This window comes from Actinoplanes ianthinogenes (assembly GCF_018324205.1).
Classification (GTDB): Bacteria; Actinomycetota; Actinomycetes; order Mycobacteriales; family Micromonosporaceae; genus Actinoplanes; species Actinoplanes ianthinogenes.
Genome location: NZ_AP023356.1, coordinates 735,480 through 751,805, shown reverse-complemented (window position 1 = coordinate 751,805; position 16,326 = coordinate 735,480). Strand labels below are relative to the sequence as shown.

At 70.9% G+C, this 16,326-nt stretch carries 14 protein-coding genes; 6 read left to right on the top strand and 8 right to left on the bottom strand.

Annotated elements, in window-relative coordinates; translation table 11 throughout:
• Positions 1–8: 8 nt before the first annotated feature.
• From Aiant_RS03515 to Aiant_RS03505, 3 genes are read right to left on the bottom strand one after another with little or no spacing between them, the layout of a single operon-like run.
• Positions 9–950: a nucleotidyltransferase-like protein gene (locus Aiant_RS03515; RefSeq protein WP_189330914.1), complete on the bottom strand. Its 942-nt coding sequence runs from the start codon at positions 948–950 to the stop codon at positions 9–11.
• Complete coding sequence (locus Aiant_RS03510) at positions 947–3,220, bottom strand: ThiF family adenylyltransferase (RefSeq protein WP_189330913.1); 2,274 nt, start codon at positions 3,218–3,220, stop codon at positions 947–949. Before Aiant_RS03510 ends, Aiant_RS03515 begins: the two co-directional genes overlap by 4 nt.
• Positions 3,217–4,452 carry a hypothetical protein gene (locus tag Aiant_RS03505; protein WP_189331294.1) on the bottom strand — a complete coding sequence of 412 codons (1,236 nt, stop codon included), beginning with the start codon at positions 4,450–4,452 and terminating at the stop codon, positions 3,217–3,219. Before Aiant_RS03505 ends, Aiant_RS03510 begins: the two co-directional genes overlap by 4 nt.
• Positions 4,453–5,805: 1,353 nt before the next feature.
• Between Aiant_RS03505 and Aiant_RS03500 the strand changes: the two genes are divergently transcribed.
• Both Aiant_RS03500 and Aiant_RS03495 read left to right on the top strand, forming a co-directional pair.
• A complete protein-coding gene (locus Aiant_RS03500) occupies positions 5,806–7,188 on the top strand; it encodes a serine/threonine-protein kinase (RefSeq protein WP_189330912.1) in 1,383 nt (460 codons plus the stop codon).
• A gap of 130 nt (positions 7,189–7,318) precedes the next feature.
• On the top strand, positions 7,319–7,981 hold the full coding sequence (locus tag Aiant_RS03495) for a nucleoside/nucleotide kinase family protein (protein ID WP_229830050.1): 663 nt from the start codon (positions 7,319–7,321) through the stop codon (positions 7,979–7,981).
• Positions 7,982–8,092: 111 nt separating this feature from the next.
• On the opposite strand, the gene Aiant_RS03490 is transcribed toward Aiant_RS03495, so the two are convergent.
• Positions 8,093–9,112: a pectinesterase family protein gene (locus Aiant_RS03490; protein ID WP_189330911.1), complete on the bottom strand. Its 1,020-nt coding sequence runs from the start codon at positions 9,110–9,112 to the stop codon at positions 8,093–8,095.
• A gap of 87 nt (positions 9,113–9,199) precedes the next feature.
• Positions 9,200–10,168 carry a pectate lyase family protein gene (locus Aiant_RS03485; protein ID WP_189330910.1) on the bottom strand — a complete coding sequence of 323 codons (969 nt, stop codon included), beginning with the start codon at positions 10,166–10,168 and terminating at the stop codon, positions 9,200–9,202.
• 146 nt (positions 10,169–10,314) lie between these two features.
• On the opposite strand from Aiant_RS03485, the gene Aiant_RS03480 reads away from it, so the two are divergent.
• Entirely contained in the window at positions 10,315–11,190 is an 876-nt protein-coding gene (locus tag Aiant_RS03480) for a nucleoside hydrolase (protein WP_189330909.1), read from the top strand.
• Between the two features lie 69 nt (positions 11,191–11,259).
• Here Aiant_RS03480 and Aiant_RS03475 read toward each other — a convergent pair whose 3' ends face one another.
• Entirely contained in the window at positions 11,260–11,874 is a 615-nt protein-coding gene (locus Aiant_RS03475) for a TetR/AcrR family transcriptional regulator (protein ID WP_189330908.1), read from the bottom strand.
• 66 nt (positions 11,875–11,940) lie between these two features.
• On the opposite strand from Aiant_RS03475, the gene Aiant_RS03470 reads away from it, so the two are divergent.
• The 3 genes from Aiant_RS03470 (at position 11,941) to Aiant_RS03460 (ending at position 14,337) form a co-directional block, all read left to right on the top strand.
• A complete protein-coding gene (locus Aiant_RS03470; RefSeq protein ID WP_189330907.1) occupies positions 11,941–13,329 on the top strand; it encodes a serine hydrolase domain-containing protein in 1,389 nt (462 codons plus the stop codon).
• 100 nt (positions 13,330–13,429) lie between these two features.
• Complete coding sequence (locus Aiant_RS03465) at positions 13,430–13,801, top strand: hypothetical protein (protein WP_189330906.1); 372 nt, start codon at positions 13,430–13,432, stop codon at positions 13,799–13,801.
• A gap of 77 nt (positions 13,802–13,878) precedes the next feature.
• Positions 13,879–14,337 (top strand): GNAT family N-acetyltransferase, encoded by a 459-nt coding sequence (locus tag Aiant_RS03460; protein WP_229830049.1) that lies wholly within the window; start codon positions 13,879–13,881, stop codon positions 14,335–14,337.
• Here the strand turns inward: Aiant_RS03460 and Aiant_RS03455 are convergent.
• On the bottom strand, positions 14,332–15,771 hold the full coding sequence (locus Aiant_RS03455) for a phosphotransferase (RefSeq protein WP_189330905.1): 1,440 nt from the start codon (positions 15,769–15,771) through the stop codon (positions 14,332–14,334). The two genes, Aiant_RS03460 and Aiant_RS03455, sit on opposite strands and share 6 nt — an antisense overlap.
• A gap of 118 nt (positions 15,772–15,889) precedes the next feature.
• Complete coding sequence (locus Aiant_RS03450) at positions 15,890–16,312, bottom strand: integrase (protein ID WP_189330904.1); 423 nt, start codon at positions 16,310–16,312, stop codon at positions 15,890–15,892.
• Positions 16,313–16,326 lie beyond the last annotated feature (14 nt).

Sequence of the window (16,326 nt, the reverse complement as noted above, 5' to 3'; positions counted from 1 at the left end):
GTCCGCGGTCACAGTTTGTTCAGTGTGTCGATGAACTTTTCGGCCGGCCCGGTTTCCCAGTGATCCGGGCCGGTGCCGAACATCGGCACCAGTTCGTTCTGGCACAGCTGCCGCTCGAAGTCGTCCCGGTTCTCGGCGGGCCACCGGTTCAGCCAGCGCACGACGTTGGCGAACGCCTCCGGCCGGCTGGTGCGGTACTCGTCGTCCGGCACGTTGTACAGCAGACATTCGATGAAGTACGACGGCGCTACGTTCTCCGGATCCAGCCCGTCCCGCTCGACCGCCCGCCGGCACGCGTGCTTGACGACCCGGACCATCTCCTTGAACCGGCCGCCGGTCCAGCGGTTCTTGATGGTGCCGTTGCGCAGGTGCTGCTTCGGAAAGTTGACGATCGGGTGGCCGAACTTGTCGCGGAAGAAAACGCCCTCCTCGTAGATCTCCACGCCGGGCACCGGGAACGCCTCGTAGAGCCGGAACTCCATGGCGGGCAGGATGTCCGCCGGCACCCGGACCAGTGAGTCCCAGTCCGAGATGGCGAAGCACTTGTTGCCCGGGTCCACCCAGTACCGCTCGGAGATCCCGGCCAGCACGTCGCGGCGGAACACCTCCCAGGTCAGCAGCGTGTCCGCGTACCGGTCATCGAAGTTCTGGAGCTCCGGTCTGGTGAGGGCCACCACGTTCTCCTCGAACGGGACCTTCAGCTGGATCACCAGGTCCACGTCGCTCGCGCCGCTGATGGTGGTGCCGTTCGCGTACGAGCCCTGCCGGAAGACCTCGAACTCCTTCTCCGCCGGCGGCCGGCCGGACGAACCGGAGCCGAACACGTAGCCGCGCTCGCGCAGCAGCCGGGACCGGCGCAGCGCGTCGTGCAGCACCTCGTCGGTCCACGAGCGCATGAACTCGCCGGGTGGTTCCGACCACCTCTCGATGTCCTCCGGGTCGAGGGTCACGCGGCAGCCTCCTCGAAGGGCAGGAACAGGGCGGTGCACCACTCGGGTCGTCCGCGCCCGCCGATCCACGCGCGCCACCGGGCCGGATCCTCGCCGCCGAAGATCATCAGCAGGGCCGGGGCACGGGTGTCGTCGGTCATCTCCCGCATCGCGTCCAGATCGATCGGGCTCGGCGCGGCAGAGTTCCGCGGATGGGTGTGCCAGGCGCCGATGAAGGAGACCAGATTCCGGGTCAGCCGCCGGCGCTCCTCGACCGCCGCCCGCGCCGCCCTCGGATCCAGCCGGAGCAGTCCGGCGAAGGCGTCGCTGCCGGCCGGCAGGCCACGGGCCTCGGTCACCCACACCACCCGGCTCGCATGGTCGATCTGCCCCAGCAGCAGGCCACCGGTCTCCACACGCGGGCCGCGGCGGCCGGCCATCCGGATCACCTCGTTGCGCACCTCGGCGTACGCGGACGGCTCCATCCGCACCTGATAGCCGTGCACCGCGTCGACCGTGACCACGTCCTCCGGCCAGTGCCGGCGATCCGCGGCCGGACCGGTCCGGCCGGGCGACGGCGCTCGCAGGACCGTCGCCCACCGCCGTGGCTCGGCCGGGTGCCGCTCCCCGCCGAGGATCGTCAGCGCGTCGTTGAGCAACCACGCCGAGAATGCGGCCAGATCCGCGGCCGATCCCACGTAGGTCGGGTCCGAGCAGCCCGGCTCCGGCTGGAACAAAGCGGTCCGGGGCAGATCCGGGTAGAAGTCGTCGAGCACGTCGAGCAGGCTGTCGTCGTCGGCCGCCTCCACCGCGAGCCTGCGCAGGATGTCCGACCCGGCCCCGCCCGCGCCGGGCATCGCCAGGGTCGCGACCCCGCGGGCCGAGTCGTGCCCGACCATCACCGACAGCAACGGCGGGTGTGGCCGGTCGTCCTCCCACCGGAAGCGCTCCAGGGCGACCGCGACGGCACGCGCGGCCGTGGCGTCGATGATCAGGTCCAGATCGGGGCCGGGGCCGGCCCGCAGGTACGAGATCGCGTCACCGTACGTCGCGTCGAACTTCGTGCCCGAGCGGATCTCGGCCAGCCGCTCGGCGAGCGCGAACACTTTGGGCCGGCCGAAATCCGCGTCCGCGTACGGCTGGCGCACCAGAATCCCGGGCATCACCACCCCGTCGTCGACCAGGTGCAGCTCGGCCACGCCCGCCCGCGCGCAGTACTCGGCGATCGGCGCGCCGAGCCCACCGCAGCCCAGGAGCAGCACCCGCCGCTCGCGCAGCCACGACGCCGGCCGGCGTACGTCCCGCCGGGTGGTGAAGCGGGGCCGCTGGTCCAGCACCCGCAGCCAGAACACGGGGTCGTGCGCGGTCGCGGTGCCGTCGGCGAGGCCCGAGATGTCCACTATCCAGGCCGCCAGATACGCGACCCGGGAGGGCGCGGCCGATCCGGGCGGTGCCGGGGTCACCACGAAGACCAGCATCGGTGGGCCGGTGCCGGTCTCCGCATCCGGCGGAAACCGGCGCAGGTTCGCCGCCATGGTTTGCTGGAACAGGCGAAACAACTCGGCGAGATCGACGCGCTGCCGGTCGAACCCCTCCAGCAGATCACCGAGCCGGCGGGGGAACCGGAAACCGGCCGGCTCGGGCAGCCCCAGAACGAGCGCCAGGAACGCCGGACCCGTCAACGTCCGTGCGGCGTCGGCGTCGAGCCATTGGCGTACCTCCCAGCGCTGGTCACCGGCCATCTCGACGGCGGCCCAGGCGGTCCACGGCTCCGGGTTCGCCTCCAGGGCCGCCGGGAGTTCGCCGCGCACCAGGACCACGTCGGGCACCGGGGAGGGGCCGGTCAGCGGCGGTTCCGGCACGACGTCACCCGAGGTGAGGGTGCCTTCCGCCACGTGCCGGAACCAGTCGACCAGCCGCTCGACGAAACCCTGCATGCCCTGGCCCGGATCCCAGTCGTTGGGGGACAGGTACAGGCAGATGCTCTGGCTCCAGAGCACGTGCGGCAGTCCGGCGAACCGGTCGTGCTCGACGGCGGCGTCCGGCAGGTGGAAGGGATAGTCGGGCGGGACGAGGATCTGCACCGCCTCGGTCGGCTCCAGGTCGGTCAGCGGCGTCCACTCCGGTGGCACGTCGCAGGCGAGTTCCAGGTCGATCCGGAGCCAGTCGGTGGCCTCCGCGCGGGGGTGCGTCCGGACGACCCGGACGGCTCCGTCGTACAGGCGCTCCACGTAGGAGAGTTGTCGTTCCGCTTGCTTCTGGCCCTGAGTGGGGGCGAGGCCGCCGGTCATGCGTGACCGAAGATGGAGGGTCCGCTGGGCAGGGAGCCGCCTGGTGACGGTCGCGGGCTCGTGAAGATGCCGCCGCTGGTTACGGTCGCCGCGGCACCATGACCGCCGCCGCCGCCTCCGCCTCCGCCTCCGCCGCCTCCGCCTGCGCCGCCTCCGCCGCCTCCGCCGGCACTGCCGCCTCCGCCTGGACCGCCGATTCCGCCGCCGCTCCCGGGTAGGTCGTCGCCGTCGGGGATCTTCTCCGGCCGGCTCTCGGGAGCGGCCGGGGCCGGCGAGTCGGGTGGGCGCGGGCCGGGCTCCGTGGGACCCCGAAGCTCGCCGGAGATTGCCGTGTCGTCGGGTGTTGCGGTCTCGGGCACGGTGGGGTCACCAGGCGTTGCCGGCTCCGGAATCCGCTCCACCCCCTGCGGGATCCGCACACCGTCCGTCTCCCCGGGGAGACGAACGCGCTCCGGTTCCCGATGAGGCTCCGGCCCGAGCAGGTCGGCAAGCGTCGGTGCGTCGCTCACGGCCGGAAGGGCGAACCGTTCCGGCAGGCCCGGCAGCTTCTGCACGGCCTTCTCGGGCGGCAACTTCGGCACCGCACCCCCGGGGTCGCTGCGCAGTCGTTCCAGCGGCGCGCACTCGGTGCCGTGCCCGGTCGCCCCGCAGAGATGCGGGCCGAGGTCGTGGTAGAGCGCCACCATCTCGCCGACCGGCAGGCCCGTCCACTCGTCGTACTCGACCCATCCGAGCGCCACCCGTGGAAGCAGCAACGCCACGACCGGCGGCAGCCCGGTCAGCTGCACGATCAGGCGGGCCGAGCCGTCGGTCTCCGCGACGATCTCCAGCCAGAACGCCTCCAGCAGCACGGCGAACGCGTCCAGGATCCGGCAGTCCTCGGGTTGCCACACCGGGGCGATGACCGGCCATTCCCCCGGCTCGAAGATGTCCGCCAGGCGGGGCGTGAGCACGGTCTTCCAGACTTCGTCGTCGATCGGGCTCTGCTCGGTCGGCACTCGGTCCGGCACCGCGTCCGGCCGCAGGACATCGGTTCGCCGCACACCCCGGTCGGTGAGCGTCTCCCGCACCACCTGCCACTCGTCCGTAGCCCACCAGGCCCGGACCGTGTTCGTGATCCGCTCCTCCGCCTGCCGGTGTTCGGCGTGGAGCACGGCCTGCGGAGCACAGGTCTCGCAGGTGTTCCCGATCGCGGTGACGATCAGCGCCTCGGCCTCGACGGCGATATGCACGCGCGTCCGGCACTCCGTACACGTGCGGGCGGCCTCGGCAGTCGCCGACATCTCGCTGTGCTGACGAGCCGGCGCCGCGCGGACCTCGGCCGGACCGATGCGGGCCTCCCGCGCGACCCCGTCGGCCTCCCGTCCGACGCCGTCGGCCTCCCGCGCGACGCTGTCGGCCTCCCGTGCGACGCTGTCGGCCTCCCGTGCGACGCTGTCGGCCTCCCGTGCGACGCTGTCGGCCTCCCGTGCGACGCCGTCGGCCTCCCGCGCGACGCCGCTGGGCTCCCGCGGACCGCTGTCCGGTCTGCGCTGACTGCTGGCAGGCTCGCGCGGACCGCCGTCAGATCTGCGCGGCCCGTCGCGGGGCTCGCGCGGATCGCCAGGAGTCTCATGTGGACCGCCGTGACCCGGCGCCGGAGGCCCACCGCTGCCACCGGTCGGTTCCGGCCCGCGAGGATCATCACGGCGAGGACGATTTCCCGGGGGCGGGGGAGCCGTCCCGGGCCCGCCTCCCGAAGGCGGCCGCGTTGTCCCGCGCCAGCCACTGCCACCGCCGCGGAAGCCAGCCGACCCGCCGCCACCTGAGCCACCACCGTCCCCGGACCCGGGGCGCCGATAGGTCACCGTCATACCGACGATTATGCATTGACTTTCCGTGATGTAAACATCACCCAAAGTCACAGCCAGCGGTCGCCTTCGCGGGGCAACCGTGACCACCCGCGGGCAGCGAAGCCGATCCCGCGTCTGCCCGAGGTGTTGAGGGCCAGCCGGGGAGTGTCCGGCTGGCCCTGATGGCCCTATCCGGGCACGGGATAGGGCGCTGAGGACCAGCCGGGGGGTGTCGGGCTGGCCTTGGTGGCCCTATCCGGGCATGGGATAGGGCGCTGGGGACCAGCCGGGGGGGTGTCGGGCTGGCCTTGGTGGCCCTATCCGGGCATGGGATAGGGCGCTGGGGACCAGCCGGGGGGTGTCGGGCTGGCCTTGGTGGCCCTATCCGGGCATGGGATAGGGCGCTGGGGACCAGCCGGGGGGTGTCGGGCTGGCCTTGGTGGCCCTATCCGGGCATGGGATAGGGCGTTGAGGGCCAGCCGGGGGTGTCGGGCTGGCCCCCACCGCCCTATCCGGGAGTGGGATAGGGCGCTGGGGGCCAGCCGGGTTTTGATCTCCGGAACCAGCCGCGGACAGTGAAGAGGGCGGCGATTGGTTTGGACGCGCCAGCGGCCAGATCGCCGGCCTCGGCCCGCGCGGGAGCATGCGATCCGCACCACGGCGGACCTGCGTATATGAATATTTTGATCTTGATTTTGGATTGTCTGCCACCGCCCATAGGTATCGGCCTGCGGTGACCTCTAAGCTGCGCGCGTGCACTCTGACATGGGCCTGCGGGCCGGGATGCGGCTGGGCGGCCGGTACCGCCTGGAGGACCGGCTCGGCGCCGGCGGGATGGGCGAGGTCTGGCGGGCCGTCGACGAGTCCCTCGGGCGCAGCGTCGCGGTCAAGACGATGCTGCCCGCAGCCGCCGCCGACCCGGATTTCGTCCGGCGGTTCGCCGCCGAGGCGACCGTGATGGCCCGGGTCAACCATCCCGCGGTGGCGTCGATCCACGACTTCGTGCGGGCCGACGGGGTCACCTTCCTGGTGATGGAGTTCGTCGACGGCGAGTCGCTGGCGCAGCGGTTGCGGCGCGACGGGCGGCTCGACGCGGCCGAGACCATACGGATCGTGGCGCAGGCCGCCGAGGGCCTGCAAGCGGTGCACGACCAGGGCATCGTGCACCGCGACATCAAACCGGCGAACATGCTGCTGCGCCGCGACGGCAGCGTGGTGATCACCGACTTCGGGATCGCCCGGCACGAGGACGCCAGCCGGGTGACCGCTTCCGGGGCGATTCTCGGGACGCCCAGCTACCTGTCGCCGGAGCAGGTGCTGGGACAGCCGGTCGACCGGCGCAGCGATGTGTACGCGCTCGGCCTGGTCGCCTACGAGTGCCTGGCCGGGGAGCGGCCGTTCGTCGGCGACAACCCGTACGCGGTCGCCCTGCAACGCGTCCAGCAGGCCCCGAAAACGATCGGCGTGACCGTGCCGCCGACCGTGCTGGCCCTGGTGGAGCGGGCGCTGGCGGTCGATCCGGAGAGGCGTTTCCCGTCCGCGCTCTCGTTCGCCGAGGCGGCCCGGCATGTTTCGCTGACGGCCGCGCCGGCTTCGTCCGAGACGAAGCGGCCCGAGCGGAAGAAGGTGCTGGCCGGAGTCCTGGCCGTGCTGGTGGCCGCCGCGGTCGTGACGGGAATTGCCTTGCAGCGCGACAAGGCGAAGTCGCCTGCGGTGGCCGCGCCGAAAGCCTCCGCGAGCGCGACGGCCAGGGTCCCGGCCGGGTTCCAGGCGTGCGGTGAAGTGCTCTGCCCGACCGCTCCGATGTGCTGGAACGGGCTCACCGCGATCAGCCAGGTGGCGTCGCCGCCGGTGTCGGCGTTCTGTCCCGGCTCGCACATCTGGGAGACGTTCCTGGCGATTCCGCTACCGGCCGGGCCGCCACCGAAGGTCAGCGAGGACGCGCCGCTGATCAAGCGGCCGGAATACGCGAAGGCGTGCTCGCACACCACGATCGGCAAGCACAGCCTCAAGCCGAAGGCGACGAAGAACTGGCTGATCGAGCTGTGGCCGATCGAGACGGACGGGGTGTGGCTGCTGCACTGCCTGGCTCAGCCGAAAGCCCACGTGTCGACGGGCTCGGCGTACAAAGCCTGATACCTTCACAGCCGCGGAGCGAAGCGGAGCCAGTCAGCTCAGGGTCCATAGCGATCTCCGCACCCTTCAATGTCCGCGGGTGGTCACCGAGAAGCGAAACCCGGGGACAGCGGCGTGGCATGCTGGCTCGATGCTCGCCTCCACGCACCGGCAGGACGTCATCGAACACGTGGCGCGTCGCATCCCCGGCTCCGTGGGCGGCGCCTGTCTGCGGGTGGCGGTCGACGGGCCGGACGGGTCCGGGAAGACCACGTTCGCCGACGAGCTTGCCGCCGCCGTGCAGGTGATCGGCCGTCCGGTCGTGCGGGTGTCGATCGACGACTTCCACCACGTGCGGGCGGTGCGGTACCGGCAGGGGCGGGAGTCGCCGGTCGGCTTCTGGGAGGACTCCTACAACTACGAGCGGTTCCGTGGCGACGTGCTGGAACCGTTCGCGCCGGGCGGCAGCCGACGGTATCGCCCGGCCGCTCACGATCTGGGCAGCGACGCGATCGTGCACCCGCCGTGGCGGCTCGCCCTGCCCGGCACGGTCGTCATCGTCGACGGCCTCTTCCTGCACCGCGACGAGATCGGCGAGGTGTGGGACCTGTCGGTCTTCCTCGACGTGCCGTTCCGGGCGACCGCGCACCGCATGGCGCGCCGCGACGGGAGTTCGCCTGATCCGGAGCATCCGAGTATGCGTCGCTACGTCGAGGCCCAGCGCATCTACTTCGCCGCCTGCTCCCCGCACCGCCGAGCCGACATCCTCATCGACAACGAACACCTGGACGCACCCCGCATCGTCACACCCTGACGCCGCGACCGCATTGTCGATCGCGGCTCGAGATGCGGACCGCGGCCAGATCGCCAAGCTGACCGGAAGTGATCGGCCGGGCCGTAAGCGGCGCCTCGGCCCGGCCGACCCCTACTGGACCGGGTTCCAGCCGTCCGAGCCGGCCAGATACTTCTGCGCCGTGTAGTTCGCCGCCGCCGAAGCGGTCAGCTGCGGCCGGTCCGAGGTGCCGTTCGTGGCGCCCGCGCCGGAGTTGTCGTACTCCTTGAAGCGGCACGTCTTCCAGGAGAAACCGCCCATGTCCTGCCACGCCCCGGTCTGCCGGACGTGGCTGCCCAGCGCCGAGTCCCGGATCACCACCTGCCCGATCGCGTCGGCGGCGTTGCCGGCGTGCCAGCACCGCCCGAGCGCGACCGTCTGCGCGGCCGCCGAGCTCTTCAGCGTCGACCGGGTGATCAGGATGCCGTAAGCGTTGCTGTCGTCCGTGGCGGCGGCGGTGATGTACCCGTTGTTCGAGGTGGAGCCGATGTTCAGCGATTCGATCGTGGTGCTGTCGATGACCACCGCGCCGTTGCCGTAGATGAAGTCGACCGCCCCGGAGATGTAGGACTTGTAGACATACTGGCGGACCTGCGAGCTGCCGGTGCCGCCCCAGGACAGGAAGGTGTCCTGGTAACCCTTCATCTGCACGTTGCGATAGACCTGCCGGTCGCCGGCCGCATAGAGTGCCAGCGCCTGGCTGCCCTTGCCATACGTGTTCTGCATGGTCAGGCCCTTGATCGTGCTGTTCGGGGCGAGGTTGTGGACGGTGGCGCTGCCGGCCGTCCCGGCGGTCGACGCCGGGGTGCTGCCGGTGATGATCACGTCCGAGGAGGTGCCGGTGGCGCCTTGCAGGGTGATGCCGGACTTGCTCGCCGGGATCTGCACCTGGCCGTAATACGTGCCCGCCTTGATCGTGATGACCGTGCCGGCGGAGGCGGCGGCGATGGCGGCCTGGATCGTGGTGTAGTTGCCGGAGCCGTCGGCGGCGACCGTGATCGCCGTGGCGGCCTGACCGGTTCCGGTCAGTGCGGTGCCGACCAGGGCGGCAGCGGCGGCGACCGCGGCGACGCCCGCGACCGTGCGGCCGCGGCTGGTGAGAGACAGGGACATCGGGGGCGTTCCTTCCGGGGGATGGGGGTCGTCCAGAAGGTGTGCCGGCGGCGCGGAAAGGTTGCCCGGCGCCGCCGGCGGCATCGGTCAGATCTTGCCGGTACCAGCACCCGCCGTGACGGTCGCCTTCACCGAGCTGTTCGCCTCAGGCGTGTACGAGTAGGGGATCGCCGCGACGCTCGCGCCGTTCCGAACCTGTTCCGTGCCCGAGTTGACCCGGTAGTTGTTCAGCACCTTGAGGTTGCCGGAGTCCGAGTCGCCGGTCTGGGTGACGGTCGGTTTCGCGACGTTCTCGAAGTAGTTGCGCTCGACGTAGACGCCCGCGTTCTCGGTCGAGGCGACGCCGTAGGAGCCGATGTTGCTGTAGTAGTTGTTCAGCACGTGCACCGGGTTCGCGAACCGGACCCGTGGGTGCCGCTGGTTCGTCCCGTCGAACCAGTTGTGGACGTAGGTGACCCGCAGATGGCCCAGGTCCTGGGCACCGTTGTCGTCACTGTGCCCGAGCAGCATCGACTTGTCGTGGTGGTGCAGGTGGTTCCAGGACACCGTGATGAAGTCCGAGCCACGCTTGATGTCGATCAGCCCGTCGTACCCGTTGGACAGGTCGTTGTGGTCGATCCAGACGTTGGTGGTGCCCTCCTGGACGTTGATCGAGTCGTCGGAGGCGTTCTTGAACACCAGGTTCCGGATGATCACGTTGCGCACGCCGGAGAGGTTGAAGCCGCCGCCGGTGACGCCGGAGGCGGAGCCGACGCCGAGGATCGTCTTGTTCGAGGCGACGCTGTACATGCCGGAGATCGAGATCATCCCGGACACCTTGACGGTCTGCGAGGTGCTGGAGCTGAGCGCCGACTTCAGCGCGGACGCGGTGGTCACCGTGACGACGGTGCTCGACGAGCCGCCGCTGGTGCCGCCGTTCATGCCGGCGAAGCCGACCGGACTGGACTCGGCGGCGAAGGCGGCGACCGCGGTGAGCTGGGTGACGGTCAGGGTGCCGCCGGCAGCCAGCAGGCCCGCGGTCGCCGCGGCGAGGACGGTGCGACGCGATGGAGACATGGGGATTCCTCCGAGGGGGACGGATGAGGATGTCTCGTACAGCAGGTAAGCGCTTTCCTGACCGCCGAAGCTAGGCCTGCCATCCATATCTGTCAATAACTTCGGCGGGATCGCGCGAGGCCGTGCAACATCTGTAGAACAGGAACATGCTCATCTATCTGGACTGCGACACCGGCATCGACGACGCGCTCGCCATCGGGTATCTGCTGGCCCACCCGGACGTGACGCTCGCCGGGATCGGCACGGTCAACGGCAACACCACCGCGCCCCAGGCCGCCGCGAACACCCTCGGTCTGCTCGCGCTGGCCGGCCGCGACGACATCCCGGTCGCGGTCGGTTCCGGCGAGCATCCCTACGCCGCCTCGGTGCACGGTGGCAACGGCATCGGCGAGGTCCAGCTTCCCTCCGGAAAAGACCCCGATTTCCGTACGGCCGTGGAGCTGCTCGTGGAGCTAGCCCGCCAGCACCCGGGTGACCTGCACGTGCTGGCCACCGGGCCGTGCGGCAACCTGGCCGCCGCCCTGCGCGCCGAGGAGCGCCTGCCCGAGATGCTCGCCTCGGTCACCGTGATGGGCGGAGCGGTCCGGGTCCCGGGCAACCGCACCCCGCACGCCGAGGCGAACATCATCCACGATCCGGCCGCGGCGGCCGCCGTGCTGGCCGCGCCCTGGCCGGTGACGCTCGTTCCGCTCGACGTGACCATGCGGCATCGCTGGACGGTCGCGGACGGTGACGCGCTGCGGGCCGGGGGATCTCCGTTGCAGATCGCGCTCGCGGAGATGCTGCCGACCTACTTCAACGGGTATGTGGATCGGCTCGGGGTGCGGGAGATTCCGCTGCACGATCCGCTCGCCGCGGCGATCATGGTCGGCGACGTGGAGCCGGCGGACGCGCCGATGCTGTCGATCCGGGTGGAGGCTGATGGGCGGACGATTGAGGCGGGTCCCGGCACCGTCCGGACGGTCCTCTCGCTGACCGCCCCGGCCGGCCCGGTCCTGCTGAACCGGATCCTCACCGCCTGACCGCGCGGCCCGGGTTTCGCCGTTCGGGAGCCGCAGGACCGGGCGGCCGGGTTTCGCCGTTCCGGATCTTCACGGCTTGATGCATGGGCCGGGGAAGATCCGGCTCAGCTCGGCGGCCAGCGCGTCGCTCGCCGCCACCGCCGCCGGATCGCCGTAGACGTGCAGCTTGAGCCCATCGAGCAGCGCCAGCAGGCGTCCGGCGGCGGCCACCTCGTCGGTCTCGGCGAGCACCTCGCCGCACTCCTTGCCGTTGTGCACGGCCTGCGCGAGTGCCGCCCGCACCTGGGCATTGCTCTGCGCCAGCACCTCGGCCAGCCGCGGGTTGTCGGCGATCCGGCCGGTGAAGGCCAGCTCCACCCGATACTCCCGGCGGCGGCGCTCGTCCAGCGGCAGCAGCTCGGTCAGCGCCCGCAGCAGGATCTCCTCGATCCGGGCACCGGCCTGATCGTCCCGTTTCACCTGGGCCTGCACCCGCTCGTCGAGCCGATCCCGCAGCCGGGTGAACGCGTGCCGCAGCATCTCGTCCTTGCTCGGGAAGTAGTGCTGCACCAGCCCGACCGAGATCCCGGCCAGGGCCGCCGTCCGCGCCACGGTCACCGCGCCGAACCCCTCGTCGGCGACGAGCCGCTCCACGGCGTCGGTGACTTGGCGGCGGCGGGCGTCGTGGTCCGCGGTGCGAGGCATTGCATAACCATATACCCATATGGTTTCCTCATAATCGTATCGTCATACGGTTATGGGGGATCACGTATGCGGCTCCTGGCACTCCTGCTCGCCTTCCTGCTTCCGGTCCCGGCACCGCCGGCCACCGCGGACATCGACTCCTACCTGCGCGAATACCGATCCGACAACCGCATCCCCGGCCTCGCCTGGGCGGTCGTGACCCGCGACGGCGTCGTGCGGCAGGGCGCCTGGGGCACCACCGCGCAGACGCCGTTCCTGATCGGCTCGGTCTCCAAGCCGTTCACCGCCACCGCGGTCCTGCGCCTCGCCGAGACCGGCCGGATCCGACTCGACGAGCCGGTCCGCACGTACCTGCCCTGGTTCCGCCTCGCCGACCAGACCGCCGCGGCGCGGATCACGGTCCGCCAGCTGCTCACCCACACCAGCGGTCTGGCGCAGTGGGCCAGCCGCACCGACCGTTTCGACAACTCCCGCGAGGGCCTGGCCCGTTCGGTCCAGGACCTTTCTTCGGTACGCCCACAGCACGCTCCCGGGGCCGCCCACGAATACAGCGACGCGAACTACATGGTCCTGGGCGCGATGATCGAGCAGGTCACCGGGCAGTCGTTCGGCGAGTACCTGCATCAGGCGGTGCTGGACCCGCTCGGCATGCGCCGGGTGGTCACCACGCCCGCCGAGGCGTCGCGGACCGGCCTGCCGCCGGGTCACCGCTACTGGTTCGGCCATCCACGCCCCTTCGACCGAGGCTACGACACGTCCGGTGTCCCCTACGGCTACCTCGGAGCGGACCTCGAGTCGATGACCCGCTTCGCCAGTGCCACCCTGGGAGACTGCCCGGGTTGCACCGGCTGGGTCGACATCGGCGGCGGTTCCCGATATGGGCTGGGCTGGCGGGAGAGCCGCGTCGACGGCCTGCGCACGGTCTGGCACGCGGGCGCGACGCCGGGATATTTCGCTCACGTGGTGCTGGCTCCGGAGGCCGGTGTCGGCGTGGTGCTGCTGGCTGATGTCTACAGCCCGCTACGCGACGGGGCGCTCGCCGCCGCGGCCTTCAACGTCCTGCGCCTGACCCAGGGCGCCGCCCCGGAGCCGGTCCCTGCCGATCGGTTGCTCGACGCCGCCCCATTCGCCGCGGTGACCATCGTGGTGGTGCTCGGCGTGTTCCTGATCCGCCCCCGCCGCCGCCCCACTGTCGCCGCAACGCTCGGCTGGGTCACCGCCGGCCTGGCCGTAGCCGCTGCCGCCACCACCGTCCCGGGTCTGCTCGGCGGCAACCTCCAGCAGGCCCTGCTCTGGACCCCAGACCTGGGCTGGGGAATCATCGCGGTGATCGCCCTGGGCGCCCTGCTGGTCCTCGTCCGCCTCGCCCGCCTGCTCACCGCGTCCGGCCGGAAGGCTCTGCCCCGCCGCCCCCACTCCGCCCAGCAGCCCACCCCCACCTCCCCGCCGCCATGAGCCGGGCGCAATGCAGCCGGGCGGCGGTCTGCCGCGGTGCCGCCGATGGTCTGCGCCGATTTCGCCGCCACCGTGCGCCGGGGCGCGAGATCATCGGGGAATGCGGGACGTCGACAGGGTGTGGAGCCGAGCCTGCCGCAACGAGGGGACCGGACCGGGTGACCGCCATCTGAGCACGCTCCTCCAGGTGCACGGCGTCCTGCTGAACAGCGGCGCAGCCGTCACCGCGGGCCGCTTCCCCCCAGCCGAGCTGCTCACCGCCGCCGCCTCCGCCGAGTACTTCGGCCTGCACAGCCTGGCCCGCCTGCTACGCGAGATCCCCGCCGCCGCCATCTCCCGCCACGACGAACAGCGCCTCGACGACGAATACCACGACCTCGACCCGGACGGCCTGATGATCCCGGCCGCCTTCGAGGAGCACTACGCCGAGTCCCACGACGACTTCGACCCGGTGACCACCTCACCCCGGTGACCACTTCCACCGCAATCCGCGGCGGCCCGGTGTCCGCTCGCACCGGTGCCCGAGTCGGTGTCCGTCATGATGTCCCGGTGACGACGATCCGCTTGTTCCGGGCAACCGACGCCCCAATCGTGTCCGATGTGATCGAACGCTGTCTCCGCAAAGTGAACAGCCGCGACTACCCACCCGACCTCATCGACCGGATGTGTGCCCACTTCGACCCGACCCGCATCCTCGAACTCGCCGGTCAGCGTCAGATGTTCGTCGCCGAACAGACCACCCTCGTCGGAACCGTCTCCCGGGACGGCAACAAGGTCTACACCATGTTCATCGACCCGAGGGCACACGGCCGGGGCATCGGCCGAAAGCTGATGACCCACATCGAGAACCTCGCCGCAGCCGAGGGCTTCGACCACATGGAAACCGGCGCCAGCATCACCGGCCACGGCTTCTACCACCGGCTCGGCTACACCGACGTCCGAGTGAGCGAGACCGATTTCGGCCTCAACTACATCCTCCGCAAACCCCTCCCCGCCGTCCCTTCATGAATCCAGAATTTTCCGTACGTCAGCCCGATGCCGAGTCCACCAGTGCAAGAACGTGCTGCGCGTGGTGAACAACGAGTCGCACCGGTTGTCCCCCTCGTCGTAGTGCCGCTTGAGGTGCCACGTCTCACAAGCCAAGGTCCACCACCGGCGATCCGCCGCGTCGACGAGCTGCGCGCCCGTGATCGGCACCCGTCCCCGGTACCCCCGCACGAAACAGGCCGTCCGCCCCAGGTCGAGCGCGGTCCGCCCGCCGCCACTGAACAGGATCGTCGCCGTCCGCAGCACCTCGAGCCCGTAGGGCCGAACGTCCAGCCGATCCCAGTCCAGAATCCCGGTCACCCGCCCCCGATCCATCAACAGGTTGAGCGGTTGCAGGTCCCCGTGCGTCCACCCACAGGGCTCGACCTCCGACGCCGGCGGCCGCTGATCGCCGACCCGCTCCAACAGCGCCAGCCGCCGCCCGATCTCAGCCCCGGCGAGCCGATCAAAGTCATCACTCGAGCGGGGCGACCCCTCCAGAACCCCACCGGGGTCTACCGCCCCGCGGGACACCCCCGCCGCCTGTGCGGATCGTTGCGCCGGTAGATGGTCACTTACGGCCCCGATCAGCGTTTCGGCCGGTGCGCCTGCCAAAGAGCTCGCCGCTCGTCCGGCCGTCTCCGCGATTCCGGTCGGTGGATGTGCCGTTCGTGTGGCCGTCTCTGCGATTCCTGTCGGTGGTTGTGCCGCTCGTGTGGCCGTGTCCGTGATTCCTGTCGGTGGTTGTGCCGCTCGTGCGGCTGTGTCCGTGATGCCTGTTGGTGGTTGTGCTGCTCGTGTGGCCGTGTCCGTGATGCCTGTTGGTGGTTGTGCCGCTCGTGTGGCCGTCTCCGCGATTCCGGTCGGCGGTTGTGCCGCCCGTGCGGGGGTGCCCCCGATTCCGGTCGGCGGATGTGCGGCCCGTGCGGGGGTGCCCCCGATTCCTGTCGGCGGATGTGCGGCCCGTTCGGCCGCGTCCGCCGTTGCTGCCGCCGGGCACGCGATCCCCGCCAGGCGAGCTGCCGCGAGACCGGCGTAGCGCTTGAGGTCGGCGCATGTCTGCTCAGCGCTCGCCGGCACGTCGAGCAGCCGGGCCGGCGCCGGTGGGCACAGGTCGGCCAGCGCCAGATGCAGGCGACCGACCAGATCACCGAGTGCCGTGCAGGTCTCCGGGTCCAGGGCGGCACCGGACGGGTGGGCGCCGGGCAGCCACTCGCTCACGCCGTACCGAAAGCCATTGATCTTCAAGAGGGCGGAGCCCTCGGCGGTGCGCCGCGGCGCCGGAACCGGAAAGCCCAGCTCGGCCAGCCGCGGCAGCAAATCCTGAGCGGCCCGGAACGCCTCCGGAGACCGATCGGTGAGCCGCTTGACCGCGAAGTCCCCGGCGTCGGTGGTGACCCGCCAGTTGAGGTTCATCACCCCGGTCGGCACCGGCCGGCAGGCCGCGACCCGTCCCAGCCGAAAGTGGTCGACGATCTTCCCCAGAACGTCGGTCGGCAGCGGCTTGGTCGGATAGGCCGTGATCCACCTCCCGTCAGTTGCTCTGGTCGGAGTGGAAGGCGGCGTACACCCGCTCGGACGGGTCGCCCCCGTGCGGTGTCCGCAAGCGATCAGTGAGCAGGAAGCCCGGCAGCGCGAACGTCTCGGCATGCCGCATCTCGGCGAGCGCAAAGGTCCCACCGCGGCGCTCCGGCTGCCAGCCGTGCCGCAGGCCGTAGAGGATCAGCGCACGGACGTCGCCCGAGGTGGGATGGGACCCGTCGGTGGTGCACGCGCCCCACGGCCCGACAAAGGTCGACAGTAGATCACCCTGGAGCGCCTGCCCGTTCTTGCCCGCGCCCCAGGCTCGCACGCGGATGCACCGGTGGCAGTCGGCGCTGCCCTGGAGGTGGTGGATCTCAGCCCGCCAGGTGAATATCCGTGAGCCGATTCGTAGGTGCCGCAGTCGAGTCCGCATATTCATCACCTCTG